Source organism: Lysinibacillus sp. RU7 (assembly GCF_057837305.1).
Window position 1 is genome coordinate 40,195 of the sequence record NZ_JBYQFK010000023.1, and the last position, 15,310, is coordinate 55,504.

Here is a 15,310-nt window from a genome sequence, read left to right on the forward strand (position 1 = left end):
CTTAGGTATTTGTATCGACAAATATTCCTATAAATGAAGAAAACCGCACTAGATTTTTTCTAGCACGGCAAAAAGTCATTATTTATTTCCAAAAATCATCAAATATAGTAATCGGTAAGTGGCGCTTATGCTGCGAACGTACATAATGCCCCTCTAACACTTCACGTGCTTCTTTTGGGATTTCTTTTCCTTCTAAATAATCATCAATTTGTTCATACGTGACCCCAAGCGCCGCTTCATCTGGTAAGGATGGTCGTTCTTCCTCTAAGTCGGCTGTCGGTATTTTCAAATAAAGATGTTCAGGACAGTTGAGGTGCGCTAAAATTTGTCTGCCCTGGCGTTTATTTAAACGGAAAATCGGCATTAAATCCGCGCCTCCATCCCCAAACTTTGTGAAGAACCCTGTAATTGCTTCTGCTGCATGGTCTGTTCCAAGGACAACAGCACTATTCATCGCTGCAATCGAGAACTGTACCTTCATGCGTTCTCGCGCCTTTTCATTCCCTTTAGCAAAGTCGCTTAGCACAACACCCGCGTCTGCTAACGCACGAACACTCGCATCGACCGCGTCTTTAATATTCACGGTATAAATTTGATCAGGCTGAATGAAATCAAGCGCATCTTGGCAGTCTTGTTCATCCGCTTGCTCGCCATACGGGAGACGTACGGCCATAAATGCATATTTCTTTTCGCCCGCTTCTTCGTTTAGTTCATTCACCGCTAATTGGGCAAGCTTGCCTGTTAAAGTGGAATCTTGTCCACCACTAATACCTAATACAAAGCCTTTTACGAAGCTATGTTTTTTTGCATATGCCTTCATAAAATCAATGGATTTACGTATTTCTTCTTCTACATTAATTTTCGGTAATACATGTAACTCTTCGATAATTCGCTTTTGTAGATTCGACATCACACACCGCTCCTTTTTATTCAAATTATCGTTTTTCCATCACTTCAACCATTTCACGTACTTCTTGAATATTAAGCATTTTGTTGTCCCAGCATTTTTGACTTAAATCAACCGGGTACTCTTCCGGGTTGAGTGAACGTTTATATTCGTCCCATAATAATTCTAAATTATCAAATGCATACTGGCGCATTTCCCACAGCGATGGATTGTCATACACAATGTTACCGTCTTTAATGACTTCAACATGCAAATCTTTCGCTTCAAAGTTTGTCACAAATTTCGAGACAAATGTATGCACAGGGTGGAACATTTTTAAATGTTCTTCTGCCTGCGGATTTTCATCTGCCATCGCGATATAATCGCCTTCTGATTTGCCATTTGTTTTGTTAATAATACGGTAAACACGCTTCAATCCTGGTGTCGTTACTTTTTCAGCATTGGCAGAAATTTTAATCGTATCTTCCATTTCACCTTTTTCATTTTCAATCGACACCATTTTATATACAGCCCCTAAAGCTGGCTGATCGTAAGCGGTAATCAACTTTGTCCCAATGCCCCACATATCGACGCGCGCGCCCTGTGCTTTTAAGTTTAAAATCGTATACTCATCTAAATCATTTGAGACGATAATTTTGGCATCATGGAATCCTGCTTCATCTAACATACGACGGGCTTCTTTGGATAAGAAGGCAATATCGCCACTATCTAAACGAACCCCGATAAAATTGATTTGATCCCCTAATTCCTTCGCTACTTGAATCGCAGTTGGCACACCCGATTTTAATGTGTTGTATGTGTCGACTAAAAATACGCAATCACGGTGACGTTTGGCATACGAATGGAACGCATCATAATCATTTTTGTATGCTTGGACAAGTGCATGGGCATGTGTACCGGCTACTGGTATACCGAAACGTTTCCCTGCTCGAACATTCGACGTCGATTCAAAGCCACCAATTACGGCTGCACGTGCTCCCCAAAGCGCTGCATCCATCTCCTGTGCACGACGCGTACCAAACTCCATCGCTACCTCATCTTTTACAATTTGTTTAATACGGCTCGCTTTTGTAGCGATTAACGTTTGGAAATTAACAATATTCAACAAGGCCGTCTCCACTAGCTGCGCTTCCACTAACGGCGCCTCAATACGGGCAATCGGCTCATTCGCAAAGACCAGCTCTCCCTCTACCATCGAGTACATCGAGCCCGTAAAACGAACATCTTTTAAATAATTTAAAAAATCTTCTTTGTAACCTAGTTCTTCACGTAAATAAGCGATATCCGATGCTGTAAAGCGGAAGTTTTTTAAATAGTCGAGCATACGCTCCAGTCCTGCAAATACCGCATAGCCATTCCCGAATGGCAATTTACGAAAATACAGCTCAAATACCGCTTTCCGATTATGGATACCTTCCGCCCAGTAACTTTCCGCCATATTGATTTGATACAAATCTGTGTGCAGTGTTAAGCTATCGTCTTCATATCTTGCTTTCATTAAAAAAAGTCCCTTCTTCCGAAACATAATTAGTCCTAGTATACACCATTTAATCCGTTACGAGGCATGAAACATCTCAGCCCACTTCCGATTGTAAGTTTTTGTTACATGCTCGTAATGAGCAAAAATACATCCTAAAAATACCATTAGGGCAATAAAAGATATTAAGCTAAAGTGGTATCGTAGCCTCCGCGCTTTGCCACAGCCTTCACAGGAGCTAAAACAGGCGCGGCCTGTTTGGATCTCCTGTTCCGGCTCCTGTGGCTATGGCGCGCTACGGCAAAAGTGAATACTTCTCGATGTTGCTAGCAAAATATTTCTCTTCTCTAAAAGAAATCATTTTCTTTCCATTTGCACATATTGTCCCCTAGCCCCTGTAATCTATGAGGTTTTTTATTGTTTTTTAGCAACTTACTTTTTATAAAACACTAGTTGCTTGTAGCGGAGGCACGAGACTCCTACGGGAAAAGCGAGACAATCAAGACCCCGCAGGAGCGAGGTACGAACGACGAGGAGGCTTGATCTCGCCCGTGGAAAGCGAGTGCCGGAGCGGAAAGCAACGGTTACAGAAATGGTAATATGTATTTTTACATTTGCTCATTATGAGTTACATATTTTCATGTAAACATCCATTCACTACGACTCCCTCTACCTACATTTCCTTTTTCATCCTCATGCCATCAACATTTGATCGCTATATCTCACAATGCGATAAATCCCATCGAAAATATATGTTAGTTTTTATTACATACAACTATTGATTTCCACATCCATACCCTTTAACATGTTAATTAACCTAACACAAGGAGTTGTTGAGCATGAAGAAAATTGAAGCCATTATCCGTCCGGAAGTTTTCGCTGCGGTACGTGAAGGCTTAGCACAAGAAGGCATCGACGGACTAAGTATTTCTGAAATCGCAGGCTGTGGTCGTCAAGAAGGACGCACAGCACTATTCCGCGGTAATCAATATTCAATGGAATTTTCACAAAAGCTAAAACTCGAAATGATAGTAGATAACGCAAAAGTGCAAGCAATTGTAGACGTGATTTTACGGGACGCCTGCACAGGTCAAGTCGGCGACGGTAAAATTTTCATTTACCCCGTCGAGCAGGCCATTCGTATTCGTACAAAAGAAGTTGGCTCTGTGGCCATTGATTAAAGGAGGAGATTAATATGACAGTGGAAGCGTTAGAACTTTCAATTAACTTAGTTTGGGTAATGCTTGGTGCTATTTTAGTATTCTTTATGCATGCTGGGTTCGCCATGGTCGAAGCAGGCTTTACACGTTCGAAAAACGCCATCAATATTTTAATGAAAAATATACTGACCATTTCAATTGGCGGTATCGTTTATTTCCTAGCAGGCTATGCGATCATGTTCGGTGATACGGCTGGTGGATTTATCGGTACTTCTGGTTTCGCCTTACAAGGTGTAGATGATATCGCCCTCTTCGTCTTCCAAGCTATGTTTGCCGCAACATGTGCAACCATCATTTCTGGCGCTGTTGCAGAACGCGCAAATATCTCCGCTTATATCGTCATCGTTGTCATTATGACTTTATTTATCTATCCTGTTGTTGGTCACTGGGTGTGGCAAGGTGACGGCTGGCTAACAGCATTAGGCTTTATCGATTTTGCCGGTTCAACGGTCGTTCACTTAACAGGGGCAGTCGGTGCATTAGTAGCAGCCGCGATGATCGGTCCACGTTTAGGGAAATACGCAGGCAAACAAATCAATGTTATTCCCGGTCACTCCATTCCTCTCGGTGCATTAGGCGTCTTTATTCTCTGGTTAGGGTGGTTTGGATTTAACGGCGCTTCCACATTAGCAGCCGATCCAGCACTCGTCCCTAGCGTTATCGCCAACACATTTTTATCTGCTTCAGCTGGCATTGTTGCAACAGCTTTTTATACAAAATTCCGCTATGGGCAAATGGATGGTTCCCTCACATTAAACGGGGCATTAGCTGGGCTTGTTGGTATTACAGCAGGTGCTGCGAACTTAAGCTTAGTAGGTGCCATCATTACTGGTTTACTAGCGGGGGTCATTTTAGTAGAAGGTGTGCGCTTCATTGAATGGAAGCTAAAAGTGGACGATCCAGTTGGTGCAGTAGCCGTTCACGGGCTGTGCGGTATTTGGGGTACGTTAGCTGTCGGTCTATTTGACGTCGCGGGTGGCGGCGGTTTACTATACGGCGGCGGTGCAACACTGTTAGGCGTGCAAGCAATCGGTGTTTTAGCTGTGAGCGCATGGACGGCTGTTACAGTAGCCGTGAGCTTAAGCATGATTAAATTATTTGTCCCATTACGCGTCACACGCGAAGAGGAAATTGAAGGCCTAGATATAGCTGAACACGGCTCACACGCCTACGAATTCCAACAAGATGTATTCCGCGGTCTGAGTGGTAAAAGCGATACATTTGCCCAACGCTTAACAACACTCGGGACACACGTAAAAGAAAAACAAGTGTAGCTTTTTCATTACCCGAAAACTTGATCCCCTCATCAAGTTGTCAAGAGCAGGCGAAGTTCCCCTAAGCTTCGTCTGCACTTTTTTGGGTTATAATGAAAAAAAAGATTAAGGGAGACTTCATTAGCATGACAGAACAAGCAATCGAACTAAAGAATCTTTCCTTTTCGGTGAAAGACCGGGTGATTTTGCAAAACATTACCGGTACCTTTAATAAAGGACGCATTACAACACTTGTCGGGCCTTCCGGTGCTGGCAAAACAACCCTACTCAAAATGTGCAACGGTCTTCTTGCGCCTACAGTCGGAGAGCTTATCATCGAAGGGCAAGCCATTCATACATACGAACCGACACATTTACGGCGAAAAGTGGGCATCGTACTGCAAAGCTCCCCTATTATTCGAGCGAGCGTCTATGAAAATTTAGCACTACCACGAAAATTACAACAAAAGACGTTGCCCCAAGAGGAAGCCATCTCTTTTTTAGAGGACGTCTATTTAGATGCCTCTTTTTTAACACGCGAGGCAACAGAACTATCAGGTGGACAGAAGCAACGTCTCTCCATCGCGCGCACACTTGTGAATCAATCTGATATTTTATTGCTCGATGAAATTACATCTGCACTTGATCCTACTTCCACTAGAGAAATTGAAGAGCTCATTTTACATATTAATCGTAAATATGGTGTCACAATTGTGTGGATTACACATAATCTTGAACAAGCGCGGACACTTAGCGATTTCACCTGGATTATGCAAGACGGCAAACTTATCGCAAGTGGGGATGTGTCTATTCTGGAGCATTCCGATATTCCTGCGATTCAGCAGTTTTTACGTGGAGGTGCACGATGACGTACAGTACACTTTCGCTGACTTTGATTTTTGTCCTCATTCCATTTGTCTTATCGAAAACATTGAAGCTCGGTCTCGAAAAAGATATTACAGTTGCCACTGTGCGCTCCATTATTCAGCTACTCGCCATCGGTTATGTATTGCATTTTATTTTTGCAACAGATAGTCTCATCTATATTTTGCTGATGATTACGGTGATGATTGTCGTCGCTACGTTAAATGCCCGAAAAAAAGGCGTGGGCATTCCCGGTATTACATGGAAAATCGCCATCACATTAATCACGGTCGAACTTGTCACACAAGGTGTACTACTTGGACTGAAGATTGTCCCTGCCACACCGCAGTACATTATCCCAATTAGCGGAATGATGATCGGCAACGCCATGGTGCTTTCGGTATTATTTTTGAACCGCTTTCGTGCAGAGCTTGAATCAAATGAAGATGAAATCGAACTGATTTTATCGCTTGGTGGTACACCCAAACAAGCGGTACATCGTCATGTAATGGGCGCGATTAAGGCGAGCATGATTCCAACGATTGAAGCACAAAAAACAATTGGGCTTGTTCAGCTCCCTGGTATGATGAGTGGTCAAATTATCGGGGGTGCCGATCCCGTACAAGCGGTACAATTCCAAATTTTAATTATCTTTGCGTTATTAACATGCGCAACATTAGCAAGTGTGATTTTAGGCTTCCTCGTCTATCCAACATTATTTAACGAGCGTATGCAGCGAATCGATGTGTTGAAAAAATAGCAGGCGCTATACCTTAATATGTTATAATTTAGGGAAAGAAAGCGAGGGGTTCTAGATGGTATTACGGGATGTATTTATGAACTTATCGGAAAACGAACTGCTCAACACAGCGGCTCAAAAATACGGCTTAAAGTTAGGCGCACAAAGTATTGTAGCAGGGACAAACGTACAAGAAATGATTGATAGCGTCAAAAAATTAAACGCAAGTGGCATTGAAGCAACGATTGATCGACTTGGTGAATTCGTTGTTGATGAAACCGTTGCAACAAAAGCAAAAGATGAAATTTTAGACGTCATTGACGCCATTCACACATACGGATTACATGCACATATTTCAGTAAAACCGTCTCAAGTAGGCTTAGATATCGACATCGATTTTTGCTATGACAATTTACGCGAAATCGTGGAGTATGCCGAGCAGTATCATATTTTCGTCAATTTAGATATGGAAAATTACGAGCGACTCCAACCAACACTCGATATGTTAAAAGAATTAAACAAAATATTCGATAATGTCGGAACGGTCATTCAAGCGTATTTGTTCCGTTCCAAAGAAGACATCGAGCAGTTGAAAGACTGTCGCCTTCGCATCGTCAAAGGCGCTTATCAGGAATCCGAAGAAGTGGCGTACCAAGATAAACTAGATATCGATATCAATTTCTTAGAGTTAATCGAATACCACTTATTACATGGTAAGTTCACTTCCATTGCGACACATGACCACAATATTATTCACCATGTGAAACAATTCGTAGCTGACCACAACATTCCAAACGATCAGTTTGAATTCCAAATGCTCTACGGTTTCCGTACAGACATGCAAAAAGAACTTGCTAACCACTATCGTTTCTGTACGTATGTACCGTTCGGTGAAGATTGGTACGGCTACTTTATGCGCCGTCTTGCAGAGCGTCCGCAAAATATCAACCTTGTCACAAAACAAGTGTTTAACAAAAAAACAAACACATTACTCGCAGTGGCAGCAGGCGCCTTCCTTTTAGGCCGCTTATCCAAACGCAAATAACAATAAAACCAATGAAGGTTATCCGAAAATTTCGGAAGCCTTCATTTTTTGTTATTTTTAGAAAACTGAATTTTCCAACAATATAACTCTTTCTTAGTGTACAATAGTTGGTAATTCATTACGTCGACGCATCAAAGCATTGAAGCGTTAAAGGAGAAAAGAAACGATGACAATTAAATTTTATTCTGGCGAAACGATCCCATTAGAAATGCACAAAGTACGTATCGTACAAAAATTAAACTTACCACCTGTGGAAGAGCGCGTAAAAGCGATGAAAGAAGCGGGTTATAATACGTTTTTATTAAAAAATGAAGACGTTTACATGGATATGCTAACAGATAGCGGTGTCAATGCGATGTCTGACCGTCAACAAGCCGCGATGCTAGAAGCAGACGATAGCTATGCTGGTTCAGCGACATTCACAAAATTAGAAAGCAAAGTCCAAGAAATTTTCGGGACAAAGTATTTCTTACCAACACACCAAGGTCGTGCTTGTGAAAACATCATCTCACAAGTGTACGTCAAACCAGGCACAACAGTGCCGATGAACTACCACTTCACAACATCGAAAGTACACGTAACATTAAACGGCGGTGCGGTAGAAGAAGTATTTAAAGATGAAGCATTAAACTTAGTATCCGAAGATCCATTTAAAGGAGATATGGATATCGAAAAGTTAACAACGTTAATCGAAGAGCGCGGTGCAGATAAAATCGCCTTTATCCGTGTGGAGTCAGGCACGAACTTAATTGGGGGACAACCACACTCACTTGAAAACTTAAAGCAAGTACGTGCGGTATGTAATAAGTACAATCTGAAACTTGTATACGATATTAGTTTATTAGCAGATAACTTACACTTCATTAAAGAGCGTGAAGAATCTTGCAAGGACAAATCCATCCGTGAAATCACACGTGAACTAGCCGATCAAGCAGATATTCTGTATTTCTCTGCACGTAAATTAGGTTTCGCTCGTGGTGGTGGTATTTGTACAAATAGCGAAGAAGATTACTTATTAATGCGCGAGTACATCACATTATACGAAGGTTTCTTAACATACGGTGGGATGTCGGTACGTGAAATGGAAGCGATCGCAGTAGGTCTTGAAGAAACAATGGATGAGCAATACATTTCACAAGGTCCTCAATTTATCGCCTATATGTCAGAGGAATTACAGAAAAAAGGTGTACCTGTTGTTACGCCTGCTGGTGGTTTAGGCTGTCATATCGACGCTTCTAGATTCTTACCACACGTGCCACAAACAGCATATCCAGCTGGTGCTTTAGCGGCTGCTATTTATATCGCAAGTGGCGCACGCGGGATGGAGCGCGGGACGATGTCTGAGCAACGCGATGAAAACGGTAACGAAACATTATCTCATATGGAATTAGTACGTATGGCAATGCCGCGCCGCGTATTCACATTATCGCAAGTAAAATACGCTGTAGACCGCATCGCTTGGCTATATGACAACCGCGAGTTAATCGGCGGGATGGCATTCGTAGAAGAACCATCTGTGTTACGCTTCTTCTTCGGTAAATTAGATGCTGTCACAGATTGGCCAGAACAACTAGCCGCAAAATTCCGCGAAGATTTCGGCGATAGCCTATAATTGAACAGTAAACGGTAGAGAGGTGTTCTCTACCGTTTTTTTGTTTTGACTGGATCACTTTGTATGTTGCTCGGATACGGGGACCTTTTGACCGGATATGGCTTTCTTTTGCTCGGATACGCACTCGTTTTGCTCGGATAACCTTGCGTTTTGCTCGCTCACCCTCGTTTTGACCGCATACACGCCTGTTTTGCTCGGATACAGGTACCTTTTGCTCGTTTACACAATCGTTTTGCTCGGATAACCTTGCGTTTTGCTCACTCACCCTCGTTTTCACCGCATACAAGCCTGTTTTGCTCGGATACGGGGACCTTTTGCTCGCTTACACTTCCTTTTTGACCGCATACACACTCGTTTTGCTCGCTCCCTCTTCAACACAAAGCCTAATAAAAAAACAGCAGGGGCATTATCCTCTGCTGTACTATTTATTCCACCCTTTATCTTTAAAGCGTTGAATGGCTTCAATTCGATTACCTACACCTAGTTTATCTAAAATTGTGGAAATGTAGTTGCGTACGGTCCCTGCTGATAAAAACAATTCCGCTGCGATTTCCTTCGTCGTCTTGCCTTCTGCGACAAGCTCCAACACTTGGCTCTCTCGTTCTGTTAACGGATTTTCGCTATCATCTTCATACACAAAGTCAACTAACTCTGGTGCATAAATACGACGCCCATCCACAATAATGCGAATGGCATTTACCAACTCTTCAATTGGGCTATCCTTTAATAAATAACCGCGCACACCTGCTTTTCGTGCACGTTCAAAATAACCTGGACGGGCAAATGTCGTTAAAATAATAATTTTGCATGTTTCATCTTTTAACGCTTCCGCTGCATCTAACCCTGTTTTGACCGGCATTTCGATATCCATAATACAAATATCAGGGCGCAATGTACGTACTTGTTCAATCGCCTCTTCACCGTTTCTCGCAAGGCCCACAACTTCCATATCCTCTTCCAAACTAAGTAGTGATTTCATAGCCCCGAGTAGCATGCCTTGATCTTCTGCTATGACAATTCGAATCATACTTCTTCACTTCCCTTTTGATGTGTAATCGTAACAGGTATACAAATCATGAGCTCTGTACCTTGAGCTTTTTTTATGTCTACCGATCCGTTTAAAAACTCAATTCGCTCGCGCATCCCCTTCAATCCACTGCCATTTAACGCGAATGTTTCCTCGTAGCCTACGCCATTGTCCTTGACAACCAGCATAAATACGTTTTCATTTCGCACAAGTTCAACAATGCATTTACTCGCGTGACTATGCTTGACGACATTCGTCACCGCTTCTTTTAAGCACATACTTATCACGTTTTCTGCTAGTACCGGCATTTGAATCGCTTGCGGATCGCCAATAAGCTCGAACTTGATTTCTGCTGCTCGTAAAATTTGTTCCACACGAAATAGCTCTTCTTCTAGTCTAACTGCTCGCATATCCGCGACTAATTCACGTACCTCTTTTAGCGCAATACTCGCGGTTTGACGAATATCTTTTATTTCACTAATCGCTTGTTGTGGGTTCTTTTCAACGAGCCGAGCCGCCAAGTCACTTTTTAAACCAATCATCGATAATTTTTGACCGAGTGTATCATGTAAATCTCGCGCAATTCGTTGACGTTCCTCGTGAATGATTAACTCTGAAATACGATCCTTCGCTGTTTCGAGCTCGCTTTCTAAATTTTCCTGCTTATTGCGTGTATATAATGTAAATGGCAGTAACACAACCCCGATGACCGCAATGATGATGAACGGTGTCTGCGATAAAAATAGTTCAAGAAAAATAAAATACCCCGCTACAATCGACAACACCGTAAAGCCAATATGAAGACCATACATAATATAAAAACCGACTGTTTGACGGATATTGCCGATGAAAAGCGCTGTAAATAACGATAAATAAATATAGCCGAATAGCAACGTCATCACGATATTGAGCACCATTTGAAAACTAAGCCACATGTACACAAGCCCATTTTTCGATTGAAACGAAAACTTATGACATAAAAAATAAAGCAAAATGAGCACAATGCCGAGCCCTACATAGAGCGGACTGAACGCTCGTACGATAAAGAAGAACGGCATAATACAAAAAATAATCCATATGTAAATACTAAGCCAAGGACTTTTCGGAATGATACTATACCAAGTTTGCATAAAATCCTCATTTCTTTTTCTTCTATTATAGCAAAATGGCATGTCTGAAAGTCTTTTCGGACATACCATTTTGGTAAAGAGAAACTTATGCAGCTTTTGATGACGATTTTTGGCGAGATTGAATAATCGCTTCCGCCTCTTTAAATGTCACAAACTTTTTGTTTTCAGGGTCATATAATTTGTAACGCACCGACTCTAAGCTTGTCGAAAGCGTAATTGTCGTCGCCTGTTGTAATGGCGGAATGGATTTATGCGCTTCCTCTAAATGATAGTTTGGTACACGTGGCGCTAAGTGGTGCACGTGGTGGAAACCGATATTTCCTGTAATCCATTGTAATAGTTTTGGTAATTTATAATATGAGCTTCCTTCTACAGCCGCTTTTACATAATCCCATTCTGTATCATACTCGAAATATGAATCTTCGTACGTATGCTGAATGTAGAATAACCAAATCCCTAATGAACCGGCGATAAATAATGTCACACCATATACAAGTAGTACAGCTTGTAAGCTTGTTAGCCAAGCAAGTGTGCCTAAAATAACAACCATTGTTAACGTCGTTAAATGTGTATTGATACGCTCTTTTTTCTTTGCATCGCTACGGTTAATACGATTTAAAACTAGTACCATTAAAAGTGGCCCTAAGCCAAACATCACAAGTGGATTACGGTATAAACGATATCCTAGGCGGCCTAATTTCGATTTTTCCATATATTCGTCCACTGTTAACATATCGATATCACCGATGCCACGCTTATCCAAGTTCGAGCTTGTCGCATGGTGGATCGTATGCTCACGTTTCCACTTTTCATACGGGAAGGAAGTTAATACCCCTGTGATAAAGCCAATCGAATCATTTGCTTTTTTACTTTTGAAAAATGAACCATGTGTACAGTCATGGAAAATGATGAATGTACGCACGACAAAACCGGCTGCTACCACACTACATGCCACTGTTAACCAAGGAGAATACTGTAGTAAATAAAACCCTAGTACCCATGCAGTTAATAATGGTGTCAGTGTATTAATTATTTGAAAAATACTTTTATTCGTTTCAGACTTGGCAAAAGGCGCTACATCTTTGCGCAGCTTTTTCGTTTTCTCTGCGTCTGTCATTGTAGTAGTCATATTTATTCCCTTCTTTCATTGCATTCGCTAATACTAGAATAAAAAGAAACTGGTATGACCACTAGACGCAAACATCATAATTTTCATATGACAAATGTCATATTGATAGGTTTTTTACACCACATAGCGGGTAAAATGTCAAATAATAGAATAGGCACGCGTGACAATGCTCTTATAATCGTTCATAAATTGATGAAACGGGATTGGTTTACCGACATAATATCCTTGAATCTTATTACAGCCAACCTTCTCTAAATACTTAAACTGCTCCAGTGTTTCAATTCCTTCTGCCACAACTTCTACATGCAAATGCTCCGCCATCGTTAAAATCGTTGTAACAATAGCCTCTCCTTTAGCAGAAATCCCAATTTTATTGACAAATGACCGGTCAATCTTTAAGCAATCAAACGGAAAATCAGTTAAATACGCAAGCGACGAATAGCCTGTCCCAAAATCATCAATGGCAATCCCGATCCCCATTTTTTTTAATTCACTTAAAATAGATATGAGTTGTGTGGCTTCAAATGTCATACTTTCTGTAATCTCTAGCTGTAAATAGTGCGGATCAAATTGGGTTTCCGCCAAGACTTTCCGTATCTCATCGATAAAATTTTCTTGGTATAACTGACTCAGCGATAAATTCACCGCTAACTTAATGGGTTTTTCATGCAGCTGCTGCCAACGCTTCATTTCATTACAAGCCATTTTCAAAATAGCTAATCCCATCGGAATGATGAGTCCACTCTCTTCAGCTATCGGAATAAAGCGATTCGGCGGGATTCTGCCCATCGTTGGATGTTGCCAACGAACAAGTGCTTCAACGGAACAAATCTCTCGTGTCCTCACATCCAATTGTGGCTGGTATTCTAAAAATAACTCCTCGTTTAATAATGCTTTCTCTAAATCATGTTCTAACTGGATTTGTTCCCGATTTTTCATCTCCATATCAGCTGTATAAAATTGCGGATAACCTACCATAGAACACTTCGCCTTATTTAACGCTAAATGCGCACACTGAATAAGGCCTTCTGGATGATTGGCATCATTTGGATAGATGGCTACTCCTGTATGAAATTTCATGCGCAATGAATAATGCTTAATCTGAATAGGCGGTTCCAAACTTCGACGCATGCGTTCACAAATACGTTCCACCTCTTCTTGCTGAAAATGTTGCACATAAATGACGAACTGATTTTTCCCGAATTTCATCAGCTCTTGTTGTCCTGTTAAGGCTCGTTGAAAACGATCTGCTAAGGAACACATTAGTTCGTTTGTAGACTCTTGCCCTAATGAAATTTTAATCGCATCGAGCCGTTCTACTTCAATGAGTAAAATCGCCTGCTGTTTTTTTGCTCTAGGCAATTCTTTTTCTAATTTCTCTTCTAAATAGCGCTGATTAGGTAAGCCGACTACCTCATCGTAATACGCCATTTTTTGCATACGCATTTCAGACAGTGCTAAATCTTTATATGGACGTTCTACCGACGAGTAATAAATCGCATAAAATAACGTGATAAAGGAGCACACTTGCATGAGCTCGCCTACGACATAATAAGCGTCCGCATGTGAAGTCGATAACGTAAACAATACGTTCCCCATCATAAAATACAATGTCCCAATAGAAAAAAAGAAGCTTTTTCTATGCAGCATTCTCACATCTTTTATTAAAAGGCATAGCAATATAACTTGAAGCGTTAGCGCTGTTGTTTGTAAAATCACCTTTAAATTAAACTGAGCAAATAATGTATGAATGCTCGCTACATACGAAAAGCACCCGACAATAAAAGCTAGTGCAATCGTAATGGAAGCTGCAAACACCATTCTTCTATAGCGCATTGTAATATCCTTAGCAGGCATAAAAGAAATGACGATCATGCCAAGAGGCAATAAATTACGAATAATTAAATCGAATAATATAGAAAATTCACCATAATTGTAATAAAGATAATTGGGCATACCTGCAAATGAAATAATATGCGCGACTTGAAATAAGCCAATCGTAAAAAATAAAGCACCCATATGCACATTTTTATTGTCTAAATTAAAACGTGTTGAGAACCAAATTTGAATTCCTACTGACACAATGGCGACAAGCATAAACATTTGAATCATGATCGTTAAGGAGGCTAAATTGCTTTCCCCTACTATTGGATAGATGATGGGATAATTCAAAAACAGGAATAAACATACGACACTCACAATCAAAAAATTCCGTATATGTCGCCACATAAACGCTTTTTCTTCTGCTCGATTCAATTTGCACCCCTCCTCTCTATTTCCGTTTCTATTCTATGTTTATCATATCATCGGAAATAAAAGGAAGCACACATTTTTCTATTTTTTTCACAATTTTAACTGCATTAAACATAAATCCAACCATTTACCAAATTTGTAGCCTACCTCTTTCAACATGCCACCGTGTGTAAAGCCAAACTTTTCATGCATGCGAATACTGCCTTCATTGTCCGCATCGATACAGGCAATCATCGTGCGGTAGTTATCTGCTTTCGCTTCTTCAATTAAACGGTGCATTAATTGTTTCGCGATACCCATTCGTTGAAAATCTTCATGAACGTAAATAGAATGTTCAATTGTATATTGATAAGCCGCTTGCGGACGGAACTTTCCATATGTGGCATAGCCCGCCACACACCCGTCTACTTCATAAACAAGCACCGGCTCACCCGCTTGCACTTTGGCATCAAACCATGCAAGGCGCGCCTCCAACGTTTGTTCCTCATATAAGTAAATTGCTGTACTATGCACAATGTTGTAATTAAAAATCGCTAAAATTTGCGCTACATCTTCTCTTGTTGCCTTACGAATCATCATATTTCTCTCCTTACATTTCACTCATTTGTGCAAACATATAACATTTATCTAAAAAAGCCCCTGCAAAGGCAGGAG

At 41.0% G+C, this 15,310-nt stretch carries 13 protein-coding genes; 6 read left to right on the top strand and 7 right to left on the bottom strand.

Features of this window, described 5'->3' with window-relative positions; translation table 11 throughout:
• Positions 1 to 82 precede the first annotated feature (82 nt).
• Both nadE and AC3II9_RS15955 read right to left on the bottom strand, forming a co-directional pair.
• Positions 83 to 910, bottom strand: coding sequence for an NAD(+) synthase (gene nadE, locus AC3II9_RS15950; RefSeq protein WP_489157014.1), 828 nt, complete (start codon positions 908 to 910; stop codon positions 83 to 85).
• A 25-nt stretch (positions 911 to 935) separates the two neighbouring features.
• Entirely contained in the window at positions 936 to 2,405 is a 1,470-nt protein-coding gene (locus tag AC3II9_RS15955) for a nicotinate phosphoribosyltransferase (protein WP_489157016.1), read from the bottom strand.
• Positions 2,406 to 3,223: 818 nt separating this feature from the next.
• Here AC3II9_RS15955 and AC3II9_RS15960 point away from each other — a divergent pair.
• The 6 genes from AC3II9_RS15960 to AC3II9_RS15985 all read left to right on the top strand — a co-directional run bounded on the left by AC3II9_RS15960 (position 3,224) and on the right by AC3II9_RS15985 (position 9,117).
• Positions 3,224 to 3,565, top strand: a complete 342-nt coding sequence (locus AC3II9_RS15960; RefSeq protein ID WP_489157018.1) for a P-II family nitrogen regulator — start codon at positions 3,224 to 3,226, stop codon at positions 3,563 to 3,565.
• 14 nt (positions 3,566 to 3,579) lie between these two features.
• Positions 3,580 to 4,878 (top strand): ammonium transporter, encoded by a 1,299-nt coding sequence (locus AC3II9_RS15965; RefSeq protein ID WP_489157020.1) that lies wholly within the window; start codon positions 3,580 to 3,582, stop codon positions 4,876 to 4,878.
• Between the two features lie 125 nt (positions 4,879 to 5,003).
• The gene (locus AC3II9_RS15970; protein WP_489157021.1) at positions 5,004 to 5,726 is read left to right on the top strand and encodes an ABC transporter ATP-binding protein; all 723 of its coding nucleotides are present in this window, start codon (positions 5,004 to 5,006) and stop codon (positions 5,724 to 5,726) included.
• A complete protein-coding gene (locus AC3II9_RS15975) occupies positions 5,723 to 6,481 on the top strand; it encodes an ABC transporter permease (RefSeq protein ID WP_489157023.1) in 759 nt (252 codons plus the stop codon). The genes AC3II9_RS15970 and AC3II9_RS15975 overlap by 4 nt, the downstream gene beginning before the upstream one ends.
• A 55-nt stretch (positions 6,482 to 6,536) precedes the next feature.
• Positions 6,537 to 7,505, top strand: a complete 969-nt coding sequence (locus tag AC3II9_RS15980) for a proline dehydrogenase family protein (RefSeq protein WP_489157024.1) — start codon at positions 6,537 to 6,539, stop codon at positions 7,503 to 7,505.
• Between the two features lie 166 nt (positions 7,506 to 7,671).
• A complete protein-coding gene (locus AC3II9_RS15985) occupies positions 7,672 to 9,117 on the top strand; it encodes a tryptophanase (RefSeq protein WP_489157026.1) in 1,446 nt (481 codons plus the stop codon).
• Between the two features lie 421 nt (positions 9,118 to 9,538).
• On the opposite strand, the gene AC3II9_RS15990 is transcribed toward AC3II9_RS15985, so the two are convergent.
• From AC3II9_RS15990 to AC3II9_RS16010, 5 genes are all read right to left on the bottom strand, one after another.
• Entirely contained in the window at positions 9,539 to 10,144 is a 606-nt protein-coding gene (locus tag AC3II9_RS15990) for a response regulator (RefSeq protein ID WP_489157028.1), read from the bottom strand.
• Positions 10,141 to 11,274, bottom strand: coding sequence for a sensor histidine kinase (locus AC3II9_RS15995; protein ID WP_489157030.1), 1,134 nt, complete (start codon positions 11,272 to 11,274; stop codon positions 10,141 to 10,143). The genes AC3II9_RS15990 and AC3II9_RS15995 overlap by 4 nt, the downstream gene beginning before the upstream one ends.
• Positions 11,275 to 11,359: 85 nt before the next feature.
• Positions 11,360 to 12,403 carry a Delta(5) desaturase DesA gene (gene desA, locus AC3II9_RS16000; protein ID WP_489157032.1) on the bottom strand — a complete coding sequence of 348 codons (1,044 nt, stop codon included), beginning with the start codon at positions 12,401 to 12,403 and terminating at the stop codon, positions 11,360 to 11,362.
• Positions 12,404 to 12,541: 138 nt separating this feature from the next.
• Complete coding sequence (locus tag AC3II9_RS16005) at positions 12,542 to 14,659, bottom strand: bifunctional diguanylate cyclase/phosphodiesterase (protein WP_489157034.1); 2,118 nt, start codon at positions 14,657 to 14,659, stop codon at positions 12,542 to 12,544.
• A gap of 87 nt (positions 14,660 to 14,746) precedes the next feature.
• Entirely contained in the window at positions 14,747 to 15,232 is a 486-nt protein-coding gene (locus AC3II9_RS16010) for a GNAT family N-acetyltransferase (protein WP_489157056.1), read from the bottom strand.
• Positions 15,233 to 15,310: the final 78 nt, after the last annotated feature.